The organism is Mesorhizobium sp. M7A.F.Ca.ET.027.02.1.1, from assembly GCF_004022985.1.
GTDB lineage: Bacteria > Pseudomonadota > Alphaproteobacteria > Rhizobiales > Rhizobiaceae > Mesorhizobium.
In genome coordinates this window covers 1-22,362 of record NZ_RZOL01000015.1, presented here as the reverse complement: position 1 = coordinate 22,362, position 22,362 = coordinate 1, and the positions used below count along the sequence as shown (strand labels likewise).

At 62.3% G+C, this 22,362-nt stretch carries 19 protein-coding genes and 1 pseudogene; 8 read left to right on the top strand and 12 right to left on the bottom strand.

The window, feature by feature from the left end; all coding sequences use genetic code 11:
• Positions 1-21: 21 nt before the first annotated feature.
• Together EN749_RS03530 and EN749_RS03525 are read right to left on the bottom strand one after the other, a co-directional pair.
• Positions 22-2,109 carry an ATP-binding protein gene (locus EN749_RS03530; RefSeq protein WP_164873775.1) on the bottom strand — a complete coding sequence of 696 codons (2,088 nt, stop codon included), beginning with the start codon at positions 2,107-2,109 and terminating at the stop codon, positions 22-24.
• An 84-nt stretch (positions 2,110-2,193) separates the two neighbouring features.
• Positions 2,194-2,967 (bottom strand): response regulator transcription factor, encoded by a 774-nt coding sequence (locus tag EN749_RS03525; protein ID WP_174800345.1) that lies wholly within the window; start codon positions 2,965-2,967, stop codon positions 2,194-2,196.
• Between the two features lie 46 nt (positions 2,968-3,013).
• On the opposite strand from EN749_RS03525, the gene EN749_RS03520 reads away from it, so the two are divergent.
• Complete coding sequence (locus EN749_RS03520) at positions 3,014-3,715, top strand: response regulator transcription factor (RefSeq protein WP_127395729.1); 702 nt, start codon at positions 3,014-3,016, stop codon at positions 3,713-3,715.
• 72 nt (positions 3,716-3,787) lie between these two features.
• Here EN749_RS03520 and EN749_RS03515 read toward each other — a convergent pair whose 3' ends face one another.
• Together EN749_RS03515 and EN749_RS03510 are read right to left on the bottom strand one after the other, a co-directional pair.
• Positions 3,788-3,955 carry a hypothetical protein gene (locus EN749_RS03515; RefSeq protein WP_081738724.1) on the bottom strand — a complete coding sequence of 56 codons (168 nt, stop codon included), beginning with the start codon at positions 3,953-3,955 and terminating at the stop codon, positions 3,788-3,790.
• Positions 3,956-4,007: 52 nt separating this feature from the next.
• A complete protein-coding gene (locus EN749_RS03510; RefSeq protein WP_023811017.1) occupies positions 4,008-4,340 on the bottom strand; it encodes a hypothetical protein in 333 nt (110 codons plus the stop codon).
• Between the two features lie 353 nt (positions 4,341-4,693).
• Between EN749_RS03510 and EN749_RS03505 the strand changes: the two genes are divergently transcribed.
• Positions 4,694-5,155 (top strand): L,D-transpeptidase, encoded by a 462-nt coding sequence (locus EN749_RS03505; RefSeq protein WP_023811018.1) that lies wholly within the window; start codon positions 4,694-4,696, stop codon positions 5,153-5,155.
• A gap of 247 nt (positions 5,156-5,402) precedes the next feature.
• Here the strand turns inward: EN749_RS03505 and EN749_RS03500 are convergent, their stop codons facing one another.
• Both EN749_RS03500 and EN749_RS03495 read right to left on the bottom strand, forming a co-directional pair.
• Complete coding sequence (locus EN749_RS03500; RefSeq protein WP_127395725.1) at positions 5,403-8,486, bottom strand: efflux RND transporter permease subunit; 3,084 nt, start codon at positions 8,484-8,486, stop codon at positions 5,403-5,405.
• Positions 8,483-9,811: an efflux RND transporter periplasmic adaptor subunit gene (locus EN749_RS03495; protein ID WP_127382765.1), complete on the bottom strand. Its 1,329-nt coding sequence runs from the start codon at positions 9,809-9,811 to the stop codon at positions 8,483-8,485. The genes EN749_RS03500 and EN749_RS03495 overlap by 4 nt, the downstream gene beginning before the upstream one ends.
• Before the next feature lie 145 nt (positions 9,812-9,956).
• Between EN749_RS03495 and EN749_RS03490 the strand changes: the two genes are divergently transcribed.
• Together EN749_RS03490 and EN749_RS03485 are read left to right on the top strand one after the other, a co-directional pair.
• Complete coding sequence (locus tag EN749_RS03490) at positions 9,957-10,490, top strand: TetR/AcrR family transcriptional regulator (RefSeq protein ID WP_127809097.1); 534 nt, start codon at positions 9,957-9,959, stop codon at positions 10,488-10,490.
• Between the two features lie 13 nt (positions 10,491-10,503).
• Positions 10,504-10,728 (top strand): annotated as a pseudogene (locus EN749_RS03485) (SDR family oxidoreductase); the annotation flags it as partial.
• Between the two features lie 16 nt (positions 10,729-10,744).
• Here the strand turns inward: EN749_RS03485 and EN749_RS03480 are convergent.
• From EN749_RS03480 to EN749_RS03455, 6 genes are all read right to left on the bottom strand, one after another.
• Complete coding sequence (locus EN749_RS03480; RefSeq protein WP_128362574.1) at positions 10,745-12,424, bottom strand: ABC transporter ATP-binding protein; 1,680 nt, start codon at positions 12,422-12,424, stop codon at positions 10,745-10,747.
• Position 12,425: 1 nt separating this feature from the next.
• The gene (locus tag EN749_RS03475) at positions 12,426-13,223 is read right to left on the bottom strand and encodes an ABC transporter permease (protein WP_127397895.1); all 798 of its coding nucleotides are present in this window, start codon (positions 13,221-13,223) and stop codon (positions 12,426-12,428) included.
• A 50-nt stretch (positions 13,224-13,273) separates the two neighbouring features.
• The gene (locus tag EN749_RS03470) at positions 13,274-14,212 is read right to left on the bottom strand and encodes an ABC transporter permease (RefSeq protein ID WP_128362573.1); all 939 of its coding nucleotides are present in this window, start codon (positions 14,210-14,212) and stop codon (positions 13,274-13,276) included.
• Positions 14,213-14,285: 73 nt separating this feature from the next.
• Positions 14,286-15,818 carry an ABC transporter substrate-binding protein gene (locus EN749_RS03465; protein WP_189367351.1) on the bottom strand — a complete coding sequence of 511 codons (1,533 nt, stop codon included), beginning with the start codon at positions 15,816-15,818 and terminating at the stop codon, positions 14,286-14,288.
• Between the two features lie 74 nt (positions 15,819-15,892).
• On the bottom strand, positions 15,893-17,335 hold the full coding sequence (locus tag EN749_RS03460) for an amidase (protein WP_128362571.1): 1,443 nt from the start codon (positions 17,333-17,335) through the stop codon (positions 15,893-15,895).
• 46 nt (positions 17,336-17,381) lie between these two features.
• A complete protein-coding gene (locus EN749_RS03455) occupies positions 17,382-18,284 on the bottom strand; it encodes a MurR/RpiR family transcriptional regulator (RefSeq protein WP_164873778.1) in 903 nt (300 codons plus the stop codon).
• Positions 18,285-18,712: 428 nt separating this feature from the next.
• Between EN749_RS03455 and EN749_RS03450 the strand changes: the two genes are divergently transcribed.
• The 4 genes from EN749_RS03450 to EN749_RS03435 form a co-directional block, all read left to right on the top strand.
• Positions 18,713-20,041, top strand: a complete 1,329-nt coding sequence (locus EN749_RS03450) for an NAD(P)H-dependent oxidoreductase (RefSeq protein ID WP_127267166.1) — start codon at positions 18,713-18,715, stop codon at positions 20,039-20,041.
• 2 nt (positions 20,042-20,043) lie between these two features.
• Positions 20,044-21,072 carry a thiamine pyrophosphate-dependent dehydrogenase E1 component subunit alpha gene (locus tag EN749_RS03445; protein ID WP_127261511.1) on the top strand — a complete coding sequence of 343 codons (1,029 nt, stop codon included), beginning with the start codon at positions 20,044-20,046 and terminating at the stop codon, positions 21,070-21,072.
• Positions 21,072-22,070 carry an alpha-ketoacid dehydrogenase subunit beta gene (locus tag EN749_RS03440; protein WP_127267172.1) on the top strand — a complete coding sequence of 333 codons (999 nt, stop codon included), beginning with the start codon at positions 21,072-21,074 and terminating at the stop codon, positions 22,068-22,070. The genes EN749_RS03445 and EN749_RS03440 overlap by 1 nt, the downstream gene beginning before the upstream one ends.
• A 3-nt stretch (positions 22,071-22,073) precedes the next feature.
• Positions 22,074-22,362: biotin/lipoyl-containing protein (locus EN749_RS03435; protein ID WP_128362569.1), on the top strand; the 289-nt coding region annotated here is incomplete at its 3' end.

Here is a 22,362-nt window from a genome sequence, read left to right as displayed (position 1 = left end):
CCGCCCCCGGGGGCCTCTTTTTTATCCTTTAAAGGCCGCCTGTTCGGCAATGGCGGACAGAACACTGCGCACATCCAGCGTGCTGAACGGCTTTTCCAGGATCTGCGGCCGCTGCTGTGCCGGCAGGGCCTCGATTTCGGCTTTCGCACCGATCAGGTCGCCTGTAACCAGCACGAAACGCCGCGCCAGGTCAGGCTTTTCGGCGAGCAGCTCGCGATAGATCGATATGCCGCTGACGCCGGGCATGCGCAGGTCCGAAAAGACGATGTCCGGCGGCATGTGGCCGCTCAAAGTGGCGGCGGCCGATTCCCAGACAGGAACGATCCGCGACTTGATGCCCATCAGTTCGAGAATGTCGGAAAGCGAGCCGGCGACATCCGGCTCGTCATCGATGATCAAGGCATGGCGCAGGCCGCTTGATCGCGGCTGGTTATCGCCGGCGGTGGCGAGGCCGGCCACGATGGCCGGCAGCTGGACGACGAAACGCGCGCCTCTCGGGAGCACTTCCTCGAACCAGACATTGCCATTGTGCCGCTCGATGATCGATTTCGAGATCGACAGGCCGATGCCGGTGCCGACGCCGACCGGCTTGGTGGTGAAATAGGATTCGAAGATGCGGCCGCGGATCGCTTCCGGCACGCCGGGCCCATTGTCCTCGACCGAGAAGCAGGGGTGACCGCGGTCGCTGCGGAACGTCCGCACCTTGATCAGCCGGTCACCGGCAATGCCAGCCAAGGCGTGCTGGCTGTTGATGAGGAAGTTGGCCGCTACCTGCGTCACATGGTCGGCGTCTGCCATGGCCAGCAGCGGGCCGGCGGCGAAATCGGTGTCGATGACGATGCCGCTTGAGCGCGCGCCATAAGCGGTCACTTCGAGTGCCGACCGGATCACCTGGTTGAGGTCGGTCTCGGCCTGTGCCGCGGGATGGAGGCGGACCATCGACAGGAAGCTCTTGACGATGCGGCCGCAGCGCTCGGCCGCGGCGCGCACCTTCTCGGCGCGCACCTTGGTCTGCGGATCGGAAGCGAATTCGTGCAGCAGCGTCGATTGCGCCACAACCACTGCCAGGGGATTGTTGAGCTCGTGCGATACGCCGGCCAGCAACGAACCCATCGCCGCCATCTTCTCGTTCTGGTGCAGCTTCTCGCGCTGCCGGCCGATTTCTTCCTCCGCACGCAATTTGTCGCGCAGGTCGCGGATGGAGCCGAAGATCAGGCGGCGGTCGGCGACCCGCATCTCGGTCGCCGTCAGCTCGATCGGGAACACTTCGCCGGCAGCATTCTGGGTCACCGTCTCGAGCCTTTGGCCGACCATCGGCGCGCCGCGGCCGGACATGTATTCGGCCCCCGAAGCATAGCCCTTGCGGTAGTAGATCGGCACGATCGTATCGAGCAGATCCTTGCCGAGAATGTCGCTGCGCTGGAAGCCGAACATCTTCTCGGCGGCCGGATTGAATTCGATGATCGAGCCGGTCTCGTCGATGACGACGATGGCATCAAGCGAGGCCTGCAGCATAGTCCGGCGAATGACCTCGCTGGCATGGGCGTCGGAGGGCGAGCGCTCGATAGCGTCGCCGATAGCGAGCGCGATGATGTGCAGCGTCGCCTCTTCCTCGTCGGTCCATGCACGCTCGCTGACGCAGTCATTGACCGCCAGCGTGCCCCAGAGATGGCCATGCGCGAAGACCGAGACCGAGAGGAACGACTTGATGTTCTGCTTCTCGAAATCGGTCCTCAGGAAACCTTCGAGGTCGCGCGTATGGCCGGCGAAGATCTTGCCTTGCCTCTCGTCCTCGGCAAGCCGCTCCAGCAGGGGGTCGGAATTGACGATCGATTGCATGATGACGGTTGGCGACGCCAGTTCGCCGCCGAAAAGAGGGTCGATCCAATAGGCGGCGACGGATTGGGCGAAGCCCTGGCCTGGCAGTTCGCGCAAGCGAAACAGGATGCCGCGCTGGCAATCCATGGCCCGGCAGAGCGTTTCCAGTATGCCGTCCATCTCGCGCTGCCAGTCGCCGGCCTCGCGCAGCCGGCGAACGACGCGCACGGCCGCCATCGCCGCGCCCTGCCTGAACCCTTGCATATCGGTGCTTGCTGCTTCAGCGATCATCTTGTGCTGTCATTCCGGGGTCGCGCCAATTCGGAGTCGTGCCAATTCCGGCTGGCGAGCAACCGAATCCTTCTGGCCCGGTGCTCAGTTGCCGTCGCCGGTCGGCAGCGAGAAGATATAGCCCTCGCCGCGTACCGTGCGCAGGAATTTCGGATTGGCGGGATCGGCCTCGATCTTTTTGCGCAGCCGCATGATGCGGATGTCGACGGCGCGCGACGATTCCGGATCTTCGGTGAAACCGATCGCCTCGGAGATAGCGGCGCGGGTCAGCAGCCGGTTGGCGCGGGTGAGGAAAATCTCCAGCACGTCGAACTCACTCTTGGCCATGTCGATCACCGCGCCATTGGCGCCGGTGACCAGCCTGCCGTCAAGGTCGGCCTGAAAGGGGCCGAAGGCAACGGAACGGCGATCCGTCCCGGCTTTCTTGTCCTGGAGTTCCTTCGGCTGGGGAACGCGGCGCAACACGCTGCGGACCCTGGCCAGCACTTCGCGCAATTCGTAGGGCTTGACGATGTAGTCGTCGGCACCGAGTTCCAGCCCGACGATACGGTCGAGCGCGGTGCCGGCCGCGGTGGCATAGATGATGCCGATCGGCAGTTTCGAACGCAGCCAGCGGCCGAGCGAGAGGCCGTCCTCGCCGGGCATGGCGATGTCGAGAATGGCGAGATGAAACGATTGCGTTTCAACGAGGCTGCGCGCCGCGGCAGCACTTTCAGCGGTGGCCACGTCATAGCCGGATGCGCCAAGATATTCGGCGACCGCGTCCCTGAGGTCGGGCTCATCCTCGACTATGACAATTCTTGCCCGCACGATGCTTTCGCTCCCACTTTCAGTGGAAAGTAGATTGGGTATAAACATCATGTCCAGCACTCATATCCGGGTTGCCAGGGAACGGTTGGAAAAGATGGCCGCACGATCCGTTATTGCGCTCGTTTCGGTAGCCGAAGTGGTGGCGACCGAACTCGCCGACCATCTCGAGCGGCGCGGCCACGACGTGCATCAGGCACGTCAGCCCTGGGAGGCCGAATCGCTGCTGTCGGGAAAGGGCATCGACGTCGTCGTCGTCGGCGACAGCCTCAGCCAGGCGGAGGGGCGGGATCTGCTCAGACGTTATGGCGACCAAGCAGGAGGCGGCGAGGGCGGGCCGGATTTCATCTTGATCTGCCGGCCAGCGGATCTCGTCGACAAGGTGCTGGCGCTGGAGCTTGGTGCGGCCGACGTCGTCGAGAGTCCGCTCAATGTCCGTGAACTGGCCGCTCGTGTAGGCGGCCTGCTTTCGCGCCGCGGCAGGGGCACCCAGGAACTGATCGTGCTGGAGAACGCGACCGTCGATCTGAGATCGGCCATGGTCATGCATCGTTCCGGCTCCGAGGAACAGCTTTCGCCCGGCCAGGTGGCGCTGCTCAGGTTGTTCCTGGCCAGTCCGCGCAAGGTGCTCACGCGCGACGACATCATCGCCGCGGCACCGGCCGAAAACGCCGACGCCTTCGATCGCTCGATCGATTCGCGCATCGTGCGGCTGCGCCGCAAGCTCGACACCGACACCATCACCACAATACGTGGCGCCGGCTACCGGTTCGATCCGCCGCGGCAATTCGCCGACTGACCGCCGGGTACTGGCGCAATCCCTTTTGTCAGGCATCGGATTTTCCATCTCTGGGCCCGATGCTCTTGACGCTCAGCGAACCAGCAGAAGCGATGGCCCCACCGGCATGTCACTGCCCATGGTGAGTTCGCTTGCATGGGCGCGGTCCCTGAGCAGCACGGTAGCAAGACCGGCAAAGCCGAGCAGGCCCTGGGCGTAAAGCAGTGCGGAAAGCACCGAAGCAGCGAATTTCGTTTTCATCGTCGCAGTTCCCCATGCCAATTCTTCAAAAATGAACCTGTTGCGGGTCTCTTCAGGATACCCCCGAAGTGCCCGCGCCGCCCACGGAGCCCCCCGTCGCGGCGCGGGCCTTCGGTCCTCTCGGCAGCAAGTTGCCGGAGGCGCCGCGCAAACCCGTCAGCCTAAGGCCGACCCGCCAGAGGGCCTTTAGCCGGGCGATGCGCAGGCTGGAAACAATCCAGACCGTGGCGAAAAACAGTGCGGCATGCAGCGTCGAAATCTCGCCTGATGTCATCGCGCCGAGGCTTGTCAGCGGGGTGCCGGCAACCGTGCCGACGCCGCCGATGACCGCCGCCGCGATGCTGATCCTGAGAAGCCAGGACAGCGCGTTCGATTTCGTTCCCATGTTCGTTTCCGGCTGTTTTCGTTGCGTCAACTTTGCTCGCACCCCGTATCCGGATCATGCCGCTTGGAGCCGCGCTTTGTTGCAGGTTGGTTTCGATGTCGACGACTGTTCTTTCACATGATGCCACTTCGCACTTTCGTTTGAAGGCGGATACTCATGTTCCTGCCGCTGGTCTTTGCTGGCGGGGCCTGCCGAGCGTGTCCAACCCATCTATAAGAGGGACGTTTGTTAACCAGTGGAAACAGATTCGAAACAGAAGCGAGCATTTTGCGAAATCTTCTCGAAACATGACGTTGGGATAAGCGGCCATCGAATTGGAGCCGGACCAACCGGCAGAGAGAGGGGACTTCATCATGCATACCGCCATTTCCGCCAAGCTTATCAACATCACCGCTGCTGCCTTGACTGGTGCAGCACTGCTGCTCGGCGCCGGCTCGGGTGCGGCGCACGCCGCCAACAAGATCGTGGCGCGCGTTTCGCTATCGCAGCAGATCATGGAAGTCTCCGTCGACGGCCGGCCGACCTTCGCCTGGAAAGTCTCCACCGGCGACCGGGCCCATGTGACGCCGACCGGCTCGTTCAAGCCGACCCGCATGCATGAAATGTGGTATTCGAAGAAATATGACAACGCCCCGATGCCGCACTCGGTCTTCTTCAGCGGCGGCTATGCGGTGCACGCGACCTATGCGATCAAGCGTCTCGGCCAGCCGGCTTCACATGGCTGCGTACGGCTGCACCCCGACAACGCCGCCGATTTCTACCAGCTCGTCGAAACCTTCGGGGCGACCAACACCAGCATCGTCATCGTCAAGTAGCAGGCTGTGACCGGCGCGTCAGCATGCTGCCGCGCCGTGTTCAAGGCTCCCGCCGGAAAACGCTGCGGTATCGAGCACAGCTCGAACCAGGGTATTGAGTACAGCGCAAACCGGCGGTATCGAGCAAAGCTCGAACCGGGGTATCGAGCCCAGCCAAAAAGAAAAGAGGCCGGAAATTCCCGGCCTCTTTTCTTTTGCTTCCATCTATTTGTCCTGCCCATTTCCGAGCGGGAATTCCTCGACCGCCTTAGCTCGGCAGTGCCGGCATCAGCTTGGGATCCGGCTTCTCCGCCAAATGAGGCAGGTCCTTGCTGGCGATGAAGGTGTAGAACATGGGCACAACGAAGAGCGTGAACAGGGTTCCGACCAGGATGCCGGTGAAGATGACCAGGCCCATCGAATAGCGGGCCGCGGCACCAGCGCCGCTGGACGTAATCAGCGGCACCACCCCGAGGGCCATCGCCGCTGTCGTCATCAGGATCGGCCGCAGGCGCACCTTGGCCGAGGCGATGATCGCGTCGCGCCGCCGCATGCCATGCTTTTCACGCTGCTGGTTGGCGAACTCGACCAGCAGGATGCCGTGCTTGGTGATCAGACCGATCAGTGTGATCAGGCCGACCTGCGTGTAGATGTTGAGCGTGCCGAGGCCGAGATTGAGCGGCACGATCGCGCCGAAGATCGACAGCGGCACCGCCATCATGATGATCAGCGGGTCGCGGAAGCTTTCAAACTGCGCCGCCAGCACCAGATAGATGACGACAACGGCGGCCGCGAAAGCGATCAGGATGGTGTTGCCCTGTTCCTTTTCCTGTCGCGATTGACCGGAATAGTCGATGAAGAAGGTGTCGGGCAGGCTCTCCTGGGCGATGTCCTCCAGCGCCTTCAGCCCGTCGCCAGTCGTGACGCCGGGCAACGGAAGCGCCGAAATCGTCGACGAATTCAGTTGGTTGAACTGCTCGATTGCCGCCGGCGCCGCATTGTTCGAAATCTTGACCACCGCCGAGAGCGGCACCATCTCGCCCGTCACGCTGCGCACGAAGTATTCGCCGAGCTTATCGGGGTTGTCGCGAAACTCCTGCGGCACCTGCGGGATGATGTCGTAGCTGTTGGAGTCACGGTCGAACTGCGCCACTTCGGCGCCGCCGACCAGCAAGGTCAGCGTGCGGCCGATATCTGCGATCGGCAGGTTCAACGCCGCGGCGCGATCACGGTCGATGGTCACCGTCACCTCTGGTGCGTCATAGGCCATCGAATTCTGCACGACGATGAAGCGGCCGGAGGCTTGCGCCTTGTTCTTGATCTGCTCGGCCACCTCGTACACTTCCGAGGAAGCGCCGGTCGATCGCACCACCATGGAAATGGGCAGGCCGCCACCAGAGCCGGGCAGCGTCGGCGGCGCGAAGACGAAGGCCTCGACGCCAGCCACTTTGGCGATACGGGCCGTGATGTCGGCCTGCAGTTCCTTCGAATTGCGCTTGCGTTCCGCCCAATCCTTGAAGGCATAGCCGACGAAGGCGCTGTTTGTCGTGCCGCCGAAGGCGACGGCCGAGAACTGCGCCCGTGTTTCGGGAATATCCTTCACCAGGCCGAGGATCTGGTTGACATATGTCTCGGTGTAATCGGAGGTCGCATAACGCGGCCCTGTCACAATCGAGAGCAGAAAGCCCTGGTCCTCTTCCGGCGCCAGTTCGCTCGAGGTCTTGGTGAACATGAAGCCGGTGACGCCGACAAGCGCAAGCACGATGATCAGCGTCAATGGGCGATAATTGAGCGACCCGGTGACGGCGCGTTCATAGACATGCTCGACGCGCGCGAAGGCGCCGTCGACAATGCGCTGGAAACGGCCCGGCGTGCCGGACTTCAGGAGGCGTGCCGACATCATCGGGGTGATGGTGATGGCGATGACGCCCGACAGCACCACTGAGCCGGCGAGCGTGACTGCGAATTCACGGAACAATGCGCCGGTCAGGCCCCCGGTGAAGGCCAGCGGCGCGAACACGGCGGCCAGTGTCATGGTCATGGCAATGATGGCCGACGATATTTCGCGCATACCGCTGAACGCGGCCTGCATCGGCGACATGTGGTCTTCTTCCATATGGCGATGGATGTTCTCCACCACCACGATGGCGTCGTCGACGACCAGGCCGATCGCCAGCACCATGGCCAGCAGCGACAGCAGGTTGATCGAATAGCCCACCGCAAACAAAAGGAAACAGACGCCGATCAGCGACAACGGGATGGTGATGATCGGCATCATCACCGACCGGAAGGAGCCAAGGAACAGAAGGATGACGACGATGACGATGGCAACCGCCTCGGCGATGGTCTTGAACACCTCTTCGATCGAAGCGCTGATCTGCCCGGTCGCGTCGTAGACGACCTCGATCGTCATGCCTTTCGGCAGCGTCTCCTGAATCTGCGGCACCAGCTTGGTGAGCGCAGCCGCCGTGGTCAGCGGATTGGCCGCCGGCGTCGGGAAGATGGCGAGGAAGGTGCCGGGCTTGCCGTTGAACGAGACCCGGGTGTCGGTGTTCTCGGCGGCGAGTTCGACGCGAGCCACGTCGCGCAACCGCACCACATTGCCGTCAGTCGAGCGCAGCGGCAGCTCGGCGAATGCCTCCGGCGTCTGCAATGTCGAGCGCACGGTGATCGAGGAAACGACATACTCGTTCTGGGTGTTGCCGGGCGCCGACAGGAAGTTGGAATTGTTGATCGCCGTTAGCAGTTCGGAGGCCGTCACGCCGCGCGCGGCAAGCTTGACCGGATCGATCCAGACGCGCATCGAGTATTCCTGGGCGCCGAAGATCTGCACGTCGGCGACGCCTTCGACCGTCGACATGCGCGGCCTGATGACGCGCTCGATATACTCGGTCAGCTGCTCCTTCGTCATGTTCGGGTTCTGCATCGAGATGTACATCATCGCGAACTGCTGGCCGGTGCCCTTGACGATGACAGGGTCCTTCGATGCGTCCGGCAAGGTGCCGCGCACGCCCTGGACCTTGGACAGGACTTCGGTCAGCGCGACGTCGGGGTTCGAGCCGAGCTTCATCTGCACGGTCACGGTGCTGGAGGACGGGCGGCTGGACGAGGTGACGTAGTCGATGTTTTCGGTCGAGGCGACGGCGCGGGCAATCGGGGCGGAAATGAAGCCCTGGATCAGATCGGCGCTGGCGCCTGGATAGGCCGTCGTGATGGTGATCGCGGTTTCATCGACCTTCGGATACTGCCGGATCGACAGGTTGAAGATGCCCTGGAAACCCAGGAGCAGGATCATGCAGGCAAGGACCGTCGAAAGAACAGGCCGGCGAATGAAGAGATCTGAAAAGCTCATTGCTGTTCGGCCTGCTTGTTCGCCGATTTGGTCGGGTCGATGGTGTTGTCCACAACGACGGACATGCCGTTGAAGAGGCGGTTCTGGCCGGCGGTGACGACCTCGTCGCCGGCCTTCAGCCCCTCGACGATCTCGACCATGCCTTGATTGCGGCGGCCGGGCTTGACGAACACCTGCGACAGCACGAGCGCGGGCTTGTCACCTTCCGCCGCCGGCTTGGCCGGATCGGCAGCCTTGTCGGTTGGTTTTGCCGCATCGGCGGCAGGCTTGGCTGCATCAGCCGCCGGCTTCATGGCATCGGCCGGCTTGGTGTCCGCAGGCTTGGCTTCCGCCGATTTGTCGGCTGACGGCGCGGCGGGTTTTTCCTCTGGCTTGGCTGGGGCCGCCTCGGCAGGCTTGGCCGGCTGCACCACGAAGATGTAGTCGCCATAGAGGCTTGTCGTCAGCGCCGTCTGCGGCAGGGTCAGCACGTTCTGCTCTTCGGGCAGCTCGACACGCACCTGCACGAACTGGCCGGGGGTCAGCTTGCCATCGGGATTGGCGACTTCCGCCCGGATGTTCACCAGCCGGCTGGACGAGTCGATCTTCGGGTCGATGCCGCGAATGGCGCCTGCGAATGGCCTGTCCTCACCGCCAAGGCCCAATCGAATCGTCTGGCCGATCTTGAGCAAGGCGAGTTGCTGTTCGGGAACCGAGAAATCGACCCGCATCGTGTCGAGGTCCTGCAATGTCACCACGGCGGTGCCGGGCGCCAGATACTGGCCGATATCGATTTTCGGAATGCCCACCGTGCCGCCGAAAGGCGCCGTCAGCTGCTTCTGTTCGAGTACGGCCTGCAGCTTGGTGACCTGAGATGCCGAGGCCGAGGCCGCCGCACGCGCCGTGTCCAGCGTCGAGTCGGAGCCGACGCCACGCCTGGTCAGTTCAATGGCGCGGGCCAGCGAGGTCTGGTCGAGCGCGGCCTGCGCTTTCTGTGCGTCGAGATCGGCGCGCTCGACGGCGTCATCGAGCTGCAGCAGAACCGCATTGTCGGCCACCTTCTGGTTGGCATGGAAAAGGATGTCCTTGACGATCCCGGTGGTCTCGACCGTCAGGTCGACACCACGCACAGCCCTGACCGTACCGATCGCCTCGACGCCTGGCGTCCAGGCCGAAGGCTTGGCGATGGTCGTCGAAACGGTTGCCGCCGGCGGCTTCATCGATGCGAAGTACTGCTTGATGCCGTTGTCGCGCAGGAAGTTGAAGCCGACGATGCCGCCGACCACAACGACGAGCAGAGCCAGAACCAGAACAATGATAAAGATACGGAGTATGCGCTTGAACAAGGAAGTCCCCTCAGTCGAAATCCGGCGCGAAGCGCGGATATCGGGACACATATCGACTGCGGGTCCCGATTTCAAATAATGGCGGTCTTCCTGTACCGTCTGGACGGTCTTGTCAATTGGGCCTAAGCTTGCGATGGGAGGCCCCATGAGAGCCCAAAGACCGAATTCGCGCGAGAAGATTCTCGCCGCGGCGGCTGATGTTGCCCGGGAATCCGGACCAGGCAGCCTGTCGCTGGATGCCGTAGCCAGCCGTGCCGGCGTGTCGAAGGGAGGGCTCCTCTACAATTTCCCGACCAAGGCCAAATTGATGCAAGGTTTGGTCGAAGGCTATCTGCGTGAGTTCGAGCACGCACTGGAAGCCGCCCGCACAAATGCCAAGGACGAAAATCCCCTGGCTGTCTACATCAGGCTGTCAGCCAATGATTGCGAGGAAAAGCAGCCGTCGGCGTCCTGGATTTTCTCGGCCATCGCCGAGGATCCCGATTTCATGATGCCGATAAAGACCTTCAAGAGGCAGCTTTTCGAGCGGCTGAAAGGTGAGACGCCGGATCTCAAATCGCTGTTGATCTGCTATCTCGCCATCGAGGGATTGCGCAGCATGAACCTCTTCGATTCGGATGTTCTGTCGAAAGACGAGCGAGAGCTTCTGGTATCGTCCCTGCTCGAGATCGCCAAATAGGCGTCGCCCACCCTATGTCTGGACCCCGCTGGTCGAAAGGCAGATTCCCGACACCATGAAGGCGCGCGGCATGACCGAGGAACAGGTCAAGCACGATGTGCTGCTCGCAGCCCAGCCGACCAAGGAATTCGTCACCGTCGACGAGCTTGCCGCGCTGACGCTGTTCCTGTGTTCGGATGCGGCCAGGCAGATCACCGGCACGACCTTGCCGATGGACGGCGGCTGGACGGCACAGTAGACCGGCCCCGAAGGCTTCAGCATTTGCTTCCGGCGGCCAGTAGCGGGGTGTCTCCTGGTTGGATTTCGCTGCTCGTTCGACGCGAGAGTTTCGGGATAGCGGCGATCAACTCTTGGGTATAGGCCTGCTGCGGGCGATCCAGAACGTCTTCCGTATGGCCGTATTCAACCAGCTTGCCGTGCTGCATGACCGCAACGTGCTCGCAGAGATAACGCACCACGCCCAGATCGTGGGAAATCAGGATCAGCGTCAGCGACAATTCGCGGCGCAGCCGCGCAAAGAGGCCGAGCACCTGGGCCTGGATGGTGACGTCCAGAGCGGAGGTGACTTCATCGGCGATCAAGATCTCCGGCTCCAGCGCCAGGGCTCTGGCGATGCCGACGCGCTGCCGCTGGCCGCCGGAAAGCTGCGTGGTGCGTCGGTCCAGCAACTGGCGCGGCAATTCCACTTTTTCCATCAGCTCGCGGATCCGCTCCGGAATGTCTCTTTCCGGGCAGATGTTCTGTTGCCGCAGCGGTTCGGCCAGAGTTCGCGCAACCGTAAACGCCGGGTTGAGGGACGTGAACGGGTCCTGGAACACCATCTGCAGTTTGCGAACCTGCTCCGGTCGGCGCTGCCTTAGCGCGCGATCGAGCGATTGGCCGTCCACCTCGATCTCTCCTTGTTCCGGCTGCACCAGGCCTGCAATGGCCCGGGCTATGGTGCTCTTGCCGGAACCGGACTCGCCGACGATCCCCAGTGCCCCACCGCGCCGCAATGCCAGCGAAACATTGTCGACCGCGCGCACGATCTGCGGCGGCTTGCGTGTCGCCCAGGCTGCAAGGCTCTGCCCTGGGTAGAAGTTCACGCACAGGTTCTTCACCAGGAGATGCGGTTCCGTCGCCACGGGGCAGGCATGCGTGGTCGGCTTCATCAGCGAGGGTTGGGAAGCGATCAGGCGCTTCGTGTATTCATGGGCGGGGTCACGCAGGATCTGATCGACCGAGCCGATTTCCAGCACCGCGCCGTCCTTCATGACGACGACGCGGTCGCACATTTCCGCGATCACGCCAAGGTCGTGAGAGACCAGAATGACCGACAGCTTGCGTTCACGCCGGATGCCGCGGAGCAGGTCGAGTATCTGAGCTTGCACCGTCACATCAAGTGCCGTCGTGGGTTCGTCGGCAATCAGCAGTTTCGGTTCGCAGGCAAGGGCCGCCGCAATCATCACCCGCTGACGCATGCCACCGGATAGCTCGTGAGGATAGGCGCCCGCGCGCCTTGGCGCGTCCTTGATGTGCATGTCTTCGAGCAGTCCGACCGCCCGCGCATTGGCCTGCCGCCAGGATATGCCCTGATGGACCACCATCGCTTCGCCCACCTGACGCCCGACCGTCATGATCGGATCAAGATGCGTCGACGGGTTCTGGAAGATCATCGCCGCTTGCCCGCCACGCAGCTGGCCCAGTTCGGCATCCTTCATGGCGAGGACATCACTGCCCTCGAACATGATCCGGCCCGACTTTACCAGTGCGTTGCCGGCAATCAGCTTGAGGATGGCTCTGCAGGCCACCGTCTTGCCCGATCCGGATTCACCGACGATCCCAAGGACCTCTCCTGCTTTCAGTGAAAAGCTGACGCCGCGCAGGGCGTGGACGTCGCCAAAATTGGTGGCGAAGTCGATGGTGAGATTCTCGACGCTGACGAGGTCGCTCATCTCAGGATTCCGTGTTCAGGAGGCGGGCGAGACCATCAGCGGTCAACGAGAGGCCCAGTGCCAGAAGGCAGATGGCGATGCCTGGGAAGATCGCAATCCACCATGCGGTCGTCAGGTAGGTCTGCCCGTCCGCGATCATGGCGCCCCATTCGGGCGTTGGCGGTTGTACGCCGAGGCCGAGAAAACCCAATGATGATCCGAGCACGATGGCCAGCACGGCATCGGTCATGACGAAGACGATCGATGGGACGATGGCATTCGGCAGGATGTGGAACAGCATGATGCGCAAATGCCCAAAACCCATGCCACGTGCCGCCAGCACGAAATCGACGCCGCGCAGCACCAGCGCCTGGCTCCGCACAAGTCGCGCATAGCTGACCCAGTTCACCAAGGTGAGCGAGATGAAGTAGCTCTTGAGGCCGGGCCCCAGCACGGCCACGATGGCGATCACGAGGACGAAATAGGGAAATGATACGGTGACCTCGAGGATGCGCATCAGCGCCGCATCGATCCGGCCACCCAGATAGCCCGCGATAAGGCCGATGATCGTCCCCAGGATGATCGGACCAACGACGCCAAAGAAGGCCATGGCGAGATCGTAGCGTGCGGCAAACAGTGTTCGCGCCAGGACATCGCGGCCGATGGCGTCGGTGCCAAACCAATGCTCGGCGCCAGGTGGTTTCAGCGCCTGCATCACATCGACCTTGATCGGGTCGAAACTGGTCAGCACCGGCGCCAAAATGGCCACGACGATCCAGGCCAAGGTGATGGCGCCGCCAATGATCAAGGTTGCCGGCATCGTCCGAATCCGCGCCAGGGCCAAGGAGCCGCTGCCCTGCATCGCATCGCTCATAATTCCACCCGTGGGTCGAGAATGGCGGTCAAGACATCGACCGCAAAACTCGAAATGACGACACCTACGGCAAGCAGCAGGGCCACTGCCTGGACGACGAACTGGTCGTGCGTGAGGACGCCACGGATGAGCAGGTTGCCGAGCCCTGGAATGTTGAAGACATTTTCGACAACGACCGTCCCGCCGATCAGGAAGGCGACCACGACGCCCAGCAGGTTGACTGTCGGCAACAGGGAATTCCAGAACACATGCCGGGAAAAGATGTAGCTTTCCGGCAGGCCCCTGGAGCGGCAGGCGATCGCGTAATCCTTGTCCAACTGCTGAATGAAGGTCGCGCGCAGATTGCGCGCGAGGATCGGCGTCACCCCGATGCCGATCGTCAGGGCCGGCAGGAACAGATGCCACAGATTGTTGAAAAAGGTCGGCCCGTAACCGGATACGGGGAAGATCTTCAGCCGCAGGCAGAAGCCCATGATCAGCAGCAGGCCGACAAAGTAGGACGGCACGCCGGCGCCCGCGACGCAGACGAGACGGATGAGGTGATCGATCCACCGTCCGCGCTGCCGGGCAGCGGTGACCGCGAGCGCGAATGTCAACAGCAGCGAGATCACGAGGCCATAGAGGATCAAGAAAACCGTCGGCGCGATCCGTGCCGCGATGACGCCGCTGACGGGACCCCGGAAGGCGATCGACTGACCGAAATCGCCGCGCAGGCAATTCAGCACGTAGTAGAAATACTGCACGGGAATGGGCTGATCGAGACCGTATCGCGCCCGCACGAATTCGATCGCCTCCTGACTGGCCTTGGGGCCAAGCATGAGGCGAACCGGATCGCCGGGTGTCATTTGCAGCAGCAGGAAGGTGATCACACTGATACCCAGCAGCACGGGGATCAACTGTATCGGCCGCCTGAGCACGAAGGAGAATCGATTCATGGTCGGGATCCTGGTGTCAAATCGATGCGAGACGGGGAAGAAGTGTCTCGTCCCGCCTCGCATCCTGTGCCGATCAATCCAGGCTGGTCCCGCCGATGGACGAGAATTGCAGGCCGACGTTCAGGACCAACCCTTTCACGCTCGGAGCGTAGGCGTTGAGCCACGTCGGGTGATAGAGCGCCACCTGCGCCACCTCGTCCACCACGGTCTTCTGGATCTGGGCATAGAGCTCGGCCCGTTTGGCATTGTCCGCCTCACCCGAGGCTTCATCGATCAGCTTGTTGATCGTCTCGTTGTTGTAGCGGGTGTAGTAGGACTTGTTGTCGCCCGCGCCCCAGACGCACCAGCGCAATGCGTTGTCGGGATCTCGCGTCTCGTTGTACCACCAGTTCATTTCCGCCTGGTACTCGCCATCGGCGAGGCGGGTCCATGCCTGGGTTGAATCGATCTTGGCAATGTTGACGGTGATGCCGACTTCCGCCAGCTGCGCCTGGATCAGCACCGCCGCCTTTTCCTCGTCGGCACTTCCGGCATTCTGAATGAGTTCGAAACTGGCTCCGGTCTTGCCGGATTCAGCCAGCAGGGCCTTGGCCTTTTCGACGTCTCGGGCAATGACTGGCAGCGATTTGTCGAAGAAATCGAGTGTCGGGCTCATGATGGAACTGGCCGGCGTGCCGAGACCCAGCGTCACCGCGGCATTGATGGCGGTGCGGTCGATGCCGTAGCTGACGGCCTGGCGGAATTTGAGGTCGTTGAAGGGTTCTGCCGAATGGTTGATCAGCATGTCATAAGTGGTGCTCGAAGGTTCAGGGTCGGCGCGGAAGCCGGCGGCCTTCAACTCGGCCATACGCGGGGCCGGAACTCCCAGGCAGACGTCGAGTTCGCCCGCCTGCAACATCGAGACCCTGGTGTTGTCATCCGGGACATAGCGGAATTCGACGCCGTCGATCTTGGGCTCGCCTTTGCGGTAATAGTGCTCGTTGCGGCCAAGGACCACGCGGTCTCCCGGCTTCAATTCGACGAATTTGAACGGCCCTGATGTGACCGGCGCCTTGGCGAAAGCGTCGTCTCCCATTTTCTCGACCGCTGCCTTCGGCACAATGCCGGTATTCCAGATTTCGGTCAGCGTCAGGAAGGGCGTGAATTTGCGATCGAGCGTCATCACCACTGTCCTGGCGTCCTTTGCCTCGATCTTGGTCAGTGGCTGGAACGGCGCCGCATAGGCGGAATCCTTCTGGAAGCGCATGCGGTTCCAGCTGAACGCCACGTCCTCGGCCGTGATCGGCGACCCATCGGAAAATTTGGCCTCGCGCAGGTGGAAGGTATAGGTCTTGTCGTCATCCGCGATGTCCCAGCTCTCGGCAAGGCCTGGGCCGACTTCGGTGCGATCGGCATTGGCATGCAGCAGGCGTGCATACATCATGCCCTGGATAAGGATATCGGCTCCATAAGTGGTTTTGATCGGGTCCAGGGTGAGAACCTCGGCCCCATAGGCCATACGCAGTATCTTGCTGCCGTCAGCGCTGGCTCGAAGCAATGTGGCCGGCAATGTCGCGATGCTGAAGCCGGCAAACGCCGCACTTTTGAGGAATACTCTGCGGTCCATGACAAACTCCCATTTTCGTTGATGATGTTCCCGGGGCGGTTCCATGCTTGTTGGTTCAAGCAGTCGTTGTTGGTTCAAGCAGTCTTGGTGATGTGGGTAGGTGGTTTGCGCTGGTGCCAGGCGTAGTCGGCTTCAAGCACCGCACCCAACCGCAGCAGCAGATCGTCGCGTCCGAACGCGGCGACAAACTGCACTCCGATCGGCAGGCCGTTTTGCGTCCAGCCGAGCGGCAGGGATATCGCCGGCGATCCGGTGCCGTTGAAGAGCGCGCTGAACGTCTCCTTCGGCGCCAGATCGGCGAACACCGTGTCGATGTCGCGGCCAGGACGATCCGGGTTGTGCGTGCCGAGCAACTCCGGCGAGATCGCGCAAGTCGGCGTCACCAGCACGTCATGGACGGCCAGGAATTCGCCAACCGTCCGCGTGATCCGGTCATACACCGCGAGAGCCGCGATCAGGCTTGCCGCATCGAGCGTTCGGCCATGGCGGTAGACGGCAAGTGTCGTCTGCTGCAGGCTGGCTTCATCGATCGGCCGCCGCAGCAGGCCCGCCAACTCGTCGAGCGACTGCGCCGTAGAAGCTGCCCAGATCACTTTCTGTGCCGCCAGATAGCGCTCATAATCGAACACAGGCCCGGCTTCGACGACCTTGTGGCCCAGTTGCTCCAGCCTCTTGCCCACTTCGAGAACTGCCGTCTTCACCTCGGCGTCGAGCGGATAGCCGGACCAGGACGTTGTGCACAGGGCAACGCGCAAAGCCTTGGGTGGCGTCTTGATCGCCTGGGCATAGCTGGTGGTCGGAGGGACGATCTCATAGCTGTCGCCGGGAAGCGCACCAGACCCCAGATCAAGCAAAGCCGCCGTGTCGCGGATCGAGCGTGTCAGCATGAATGAAATGGCGAGACCCAGCATTGGCGCATTCGATTCCGGCGCGCCGCTGATCCGGCCACGAGACGGCTTCAGGCCGACGACACCGCAAAAGGCGGCGGGGGTGCGAATGGAGCCGCCACCGTCGGCGCCTTGCGCGAAGGGAACGATGCCGGCGGCAACGGCCGCGGCTGCGCCGCCGCTCGATCCCGAAACACCCCTGCTGGTATCCCAGGGATTGCGTGTCGCACCATAGAGAGAGGATTCGGTTGCCGCAGCTATGCCGAATTCCGACGTGGTGGTACGCCCGATATTGGCAAGGCCGCCGGATCGCATTTTCACCCAGAAGGCGTGATCGTCGCCGCAAATGAAACCCTTGGCGAGAACGCTGCCGAACTCTCCCGGCCGGCCGGCTTCGATAGGGAAATCCTTGGTCAATGTCGGCATGCCGTGGAAAGGTGCGGGTCCGGGAACATCGCCCAGCCCCTCGAGCGCATCGGCATAGGTTTCGATCACGGCATTGAGCTGCGGATTGACCGCGGCGATCCCTGAAAGGATGCAGTTACCCAGTTCGCGTGGCGTGATTTCCCGATTGCGCAGGAGCTCGGCCAGACCGACGCCGTCATAGGCGGCGTATTCCGTCAACTTCATGCGCCTGCCCTGACTGTCCACGGTTTCAGCAACGGGTGATGCATCGTCATTCTTCGCCCTCTTCCTCTTTGATGTGCCGTGCGACGCGCCGTGGCGGTTTGTGGAAGGTCCGCAGGATCCCGGCGATATCCTCCAGCTCATTCATCCGCGTCTCAGCCGATTTGCCGAGTTTCTCGGCAACGGAATGCGTGAGGAGGTTCAGAACCGAACTTATCGCGGCCGTCGAATCCCAGTACAGGTCGACGCGCGTCGATACTTCGAGCGCCAGTTTTGTGTATTCAGATGCCCAATGGCTGTATTTGTCGGTAACGATGATCAGAGGAATCTTTCGGCGCTTGATCTGGGCGCACAGCCGAAAGCTCATCGCTGCGTATTCCGCCGTGTCGATCAGCAGGACGCAAGAATTTTCGCCGCTATCGGTGAGGATTTCTGAGAACGTGCCGCCCAAACCTTCGGCAAAGCGGACACCGCTCCGCACCCAGCGCAGACGTGTCGCGAAATCGAGCCCCAGTCCCTTCACCGCCTGGAAGCTGACGCAGTTCACGCGGTCGCAGGTGCTCAGCAGATGAACGATTTCGGACCACATCTCGCCCTGGGCAAGGCCATAGGCCGCGGCCAAGGCCTGCTGCTCCATCTCCAGGCTGCGAGCCAACCGCTCCTGCTTCTCGCCGCCGATGCGAAAACGCAACTCAGCACTGTCCAGGCCTGGGCTTGTGACTTTCGGCGCGGAGCGCAGGCCACGCTTCATTTCCTTGAGGTCGGTGTAGCCGAGACGCCGCACGAAACGGGTAACGCTTGCCTCGCTTACGCCGGCGCCGGCGGCAATGGTGGCGCCAGTTTCAAAGGGGATGTCATGGATGTTGGCGAGCAGGTATCGCGCGATTGCCTGCTCGGTCCGGGCGAACTCCAGCCAGCCCTCACGCAACCTGGCTTCCAGCGCGCTGGCCACCTCGGTCTCACCGGAAACAGTCTTCTCGCCAGGCGTTTTCATCTTCATCGGCCGCAACGTCCCTTGGCAGACCTATTTGGAACAGACCGGAAAAGGCCACCCCAGGAAGCGCACTTCATTTCCAGTTCATGACGCGACGCTAGCACGCGAGGACACGCTGTGAAAGATAAATTTTACAATCTAATATTTCGGTACTTTTATTTCACGACCGGCCGTAATCGCAAAAAAGCGTGCCGCGCTGGCTGCGCGCCTGCGAGCGAACCTGTCTTCGCGCGTCGCGCGGTTCCCGGCTTCGTTTCGTCCATGGTTCGGGTTGCGGGGAAGTGGTTTTAAGCACGAGAATCTGGACATTAGTCTTGACAGAAATACAGATGTTCAATACCCGTCAGGCAATCGAACAAGCCTGCATTATGGGAGGAACGAGCGGTATGGCTTCCAATGTTTCGTTGACGGGCCTTGCCCGCGATCTCGAGGAACGCGCCAAGTCGGGCAAGCCTATCCGCATCGGCCTGATCGGCTCGGGCGAGATGGGAACCGACATCGTCACTCGTGTCGCCCATATGTCGGGCATCGAGATCGGCGCCATTTCCGAACTGAACCTGCCTGCCGCCAGCAAGGCCGTCGATATCGCCTTCCAGGAAACCGGGCATGCGCGCGAGGTGTCGAACGCGTCGGCGATGACGGCGGCGATGGAAGCCGGCAAGGTGGCGGTCACCAACGATGCCAGCCTTGTCATCAACAATGATCTGATCGACGTCGTCATCGACGCCACCGGGGTTCCCGCCGTCGGCGCCGAGATCGGGCTGCGCGCCATGGAACATGGCAAGCATCTGGTGATGATGAATGTCGAGGCCGACGTCACCATCGGCGCCTATCTGAAGAGCGAGGCCGACCGGCTCGGCGTCACCTATTCGCTGGGCGCCGGCGATGAGCCGTCCTCCTGCATGGAGCTGATCGAGTTCGTTTCGGCCATGGGGCATCCGATCGTTGCCGCCGGCAAGGGCAAGAACAACCCGCTCAACATCGACGCCATTCCCCCAGACTATGAGGAGGAAGCCAAGCGCCGGCACATGAATGTGCGGATGCTGGTCGAATTCGTCGACGGCTCCAAGACCATGGTCGAGATGGCGGCGATCGCCAATGCCACCGGCCTGGTTCCAGACAAGGCCGGCATGCATGGCCCGGCGGCGACGCTTGGCGAACTGTCCAAGGTGCTGGTGCCGCAGAAGGATGGCGGCGTGCTGTCGAGGGTCGGCGTCGTCGACTATTCGATCGGCAAGGGTGTCGCGCCCGGCGTCTTCGTCGTTGCCGATATGTCGCATCCGCGCATCTCCGAGCGTATGGAAGATTTGAAGATGGGCAAAGGCCCGTATTTCACTTTCCATCGTCCCTATCACCTGACCTCGCTCGAAGTGCCGCTGACCTGCGCGCGCGTCGTGCTCTACGGCAAGGCCGACATGGTGCCGCTGGCCAAACCGGTGGCCGAAGTCGCCGCCGTGGCCAAGAAGGACATGAAGCCCGGCGAGAAGCTCGATGCGATCGGCGAATATTGCTATCGTGCCTGGATCATGACGACGCCTGAGGCGCGCGCCGCCAAGGCCATTCCCTGCGGCCTGCTGCAGGGCGGCTCGGTCACCGCGCCGATCAAGAAGGGCGAGCTCATAACCTACGCGAATGCAGCGCCCGCGGCGGGCTCCAAGATCGCCGAACTGCGCGCCCGCCAGGACAAGCTCGTCTATGGGTCCGTGGGAGCGTGATCATGGCCACAGCCAGCAAAGCCGTCACTGACAGTCGCGCCAATCTGCCCTTCGTCTACCGCCACTACAGCGCCGAGCAGCTCAGGGAGGTGCTCCACAAGATGTACCTGATCCGCCGCTTCGAAGAGGGCGCGGAGGAGTGCTACACGCGCGGTCTCATCCACGGCACCATGCATTTGTCGATCGGCCAGGAAGCCAGCGCCATGGGCATCTGCATGCCGCTTGCCGAGGATGACCAGATCACCTCGACGCATCGCGGTCATGGCCACTGCATTGCCAAGGGTGCCGAGGTCAAGCGCATGTTCGCCGAGTTCTTCGGCAAGACCACAGGCTATTGCAAGGGCCGTGGCGGCTCGATGCACATCGCCGATGTCGGCAAGGGCAATCTCGGCGCCAATGGCATCGTCGGCGGCGGCATCCCGATCGCCGTCGGGGCGGCATTGTCCTCCAAGATGATGAAGACCGGCAAGGTCGTGGTCTCGTTCTTCGGCGATGGCGCCAACAATGAAGGCGCTTTCCACGAGGCGCTCAACATGGCGGCGGTCTGGAAGCTGCCCGTCATTTTCGTCTGCGAGAACAATGGCTACGGCATGTCCACATCGACAGCCCGCTCGACCGCGGTCAAGAACATCGCCGAGCGCGCCGCCGCCTATTCGATGCCGGGCGTCATCGTCAACGGCAACATCTTCTCCGAGGTCGCCGAGGCGTCTCATCAGGCTATCGCCCGAGCCCGCGCCGGCGAGGGGCCGACGCTGATCGAGTCCAAGACCTACCGCCATCGCGGCCATTCCAAGAGCGACCGCAACCGCTATCGCACCAAGGAAGAGATCGAGGACTGGATGTCGAACCGCGATCCGATCACCCTGTTCGAAAGCGAGCTCAGGGAATTCGGCTTCATCGACGACAAGGGCATCGAGGCCATTCGCGATGCCGTGGCGCAAGAGATCGCCGAGGGCATCGAGTTCGCCAAGGCGAGCCCATCGCCCGATATCAGCGAGACCGGAAATTACGTGTATACGGAGCAGGCGTGATGGACGCGATGGTGCGTGAACTGAGCTACGCCCAGGCGATCCAGGAAGCCATGGCGATCGCCATGGACATGGACGAACGCGTTTTCCTGATGGGCGAGGATATCGGTGTCTATGGCGGCGCCTTCCAGGTCACCGGCGACCTGGTCGAACGTTACGGCGCTGACCGCGTCATCGACACGCCGATTTCGGAATTGGGCGGCGCGGGCGTCGCGGTGGGCGCTGCCCTCACGGGCATGCGGCCGATCTTCGAGTTCCAGTTTTCCGACTTCGCCACGCTTGCCATGGAGCAGATCGTCAACCAGGCGGCCAAGATGCGCTTCATGTTGGGCGGCGAGGTTTCGGTTCCCGTGGTGATGCGCTTTCCCGCCGGTTCCGGCACCGGTGCGGCGGCTCAGCACAGCCAGAGCCTGGAAGCCTGGCTCGGCCATGTGCCGGGTCTGAAAGTCATCCAGCCGGCGACCCCCTATGATGCCAAGGGTATGCTGTTGGCGGCGGTCGCCGATCCCGATCCGGTCATGATCTTCGAGCATAAGCTGCTCTACAAGATGAAGGGACCGGTGCCCGAAGGCTATTACACCGTGCCGATCGGCAAGGCCGATATCCGCCGCGAGGGCCGGGATCTCACCATCGTCGCCACCTCGATCATGGTGCAGAAGGCGCTCGACGCGGCTGCCGCACTGGAGAGCGAAGGCATCGACGTCGAAGTCGTCGATCTCCGCACCATCCGGCCGATGGACAAGCAGACCGTCATCGACAGCGTCAAGAAGACGTCGCGGCTGCTATGCGTCTACGAAGCGGTCAAGACGCTGGGCATCGGCGCCGAGGTCAGCGCCATGATCGCCGAGAGCGAGGCGTTCGATTATCTCGATGCGCCGATCGTGCGGCTGGGCGGCGCCGAAACGCCGATCCCCTATAATCCGGAGCTCGAGAAGGCGACGGTGCCGCAAATTCCCGACATCATCACCGCTGCGCGCGACCTCGTGAAAGGGGTTCGCTGAGAAATGCCGACCGAAGTCATTCTTCCCAAGGTCGACATGGACATGGCGACCGGACAGATCTCGCGTTGGTTCGCCGAGGAAGGCGCGCACGTCAAGAAGGGCGATGTGCTGTTCGAGATCGAGACCGACAAGGCGGCGATGGAGATCGACGCGCCGGCCAGCGGCGTGTTGCGCGACGTCACCGGCAAGGAAGGTGTCGATATTGCGGTCGGTGCAGCTGTTGCATGGATTTATGCCGACGATGAAAGCTATGCGCCAATCTCCCCCCTCGAGGGGGAGATGTCGACGAAGT

What these genes read in the sequence shown, in the direction of transcription:
- EN749_RS03525 (WP_174800345.1), bottom strand. Translation starts at nt 2,967, where the DNA reads ATGTTTATACCCAATCTACTTTCCACTGAAAGTGGGAGCGAAAGCATC.
- EN749_RS03510 (WP_023811017.1), bottom strand. Translation starts at nt 4,340, where the DNA reads ATGGGAACGAAATCGAACGCGCTGTCCTGGCTTCTCAGGATCAGCATC.
- EN749_RS03460 (WP_128362571.1), bottom strand. Translation starts at nt 17,335, where the DNA reads ATGAAGTTGACGGAATACGCCGCCTATGACGGCGTCGGTCTGGCCGAG.
- EN749_RS03490 (WP_127809097.1), top strand. Translation starts at nt 9,957, where the DNA reads ATGAGAGCCCAAAGACCGAATTCGCGCGAGAAGATTCTCGCCGCGGCG.
- EN749_RS03475 (WP_127397895.1), bottom strand. Translation starts at nt 13,223, where the DNA reads ATGCCGGCAACCTTGATCATTGGCGGCGCCATCACCTTGGCCTGGATC.
- EN749_RS03530 (WP_164873775.1), bottom strand. Translation starts at nt 2,109, where the DNA reads ATGATCGCTGAAGCAGCAAGCACCGATATGCAAGGGTTCAGGCAGGGC.
- EN749_RS03440 (WP_127267172.1), top strand. Translation starts at nt 21,072, where the DNA reads ATGGACGCGATGGTGCGTGAACTGAGCTACGCCCAGGCGATCCAGGAA.
- EN749_RS03500 (WP_127395725.1), bottom strand. Translation starts at nt 8,486, where the DNA reads ATGAGCTTTTCAGATCTCTTCATTCGCCGGCCTGTTCTTTCGACGGTC.
- EN749_RS03470 (WP_128362573.1), bottom strand. Translation starts at nt 14,212, where the DNA reads ATGAATCGATTCTCCTTCGTGCTCAGGCGGCCGATACAGTTGATCCCC.
- EN749_RS03480 (WP_128362574.1), bottom strand. Translation starts at nt 12,424, where the DNA reads ATGAGCGACCTCGTCAGCGTCGAGAATCTCACCATCGACTTCGCCACC.
- EN749_RS03465 (WP_189367351.1), bottom strand. Translation starts at nt 15,818, where the DNA reads ATGGACCGCAGAGTATTCCTCAAAAGTGCGGCGTTTGCCGGCTTCAGC.
- EN749_RS03450 (WP_127267166.1), top strand. Translation starts at nt 18,713, where the DNA reads ATGGCTTCCAATGTTTCGTTGACGGGCCTTGCCCGCGATCTCGAGGAA.
- EN749_RS03505 (WP_023811018.1), top strand. Translation starts at nt 4,694, where the DNA reads ATGCATACCGCCATTTCCGCCAAGCTTATCAACATCACCGCTGCTGCC.
- EN749_RS03520 (WP_127395729.1), top strand. Translation starts at nt 3,014, where the DNA reads ATGGCCGCACGATCCGTTATTGCGCTCGTTTCGGTAGCCGAAGTGGTG.
- EN749_RS03515 (WP_081738724.1), bottom strand. Translation starts at nt 3,955, where the DNA reads ATGAAAACGAAATTCGCTGCTTCGGTGCTTTCCGCACTGCTTTACGCC.
- EN749_RS03445 (WP_127261511.1), top strand. Translation starts at nt 20,044, where the DNA reads ATGGCCACAGCCAGCAAAGCCGTCACTGACAGTCGCGCCAATCTGCCC.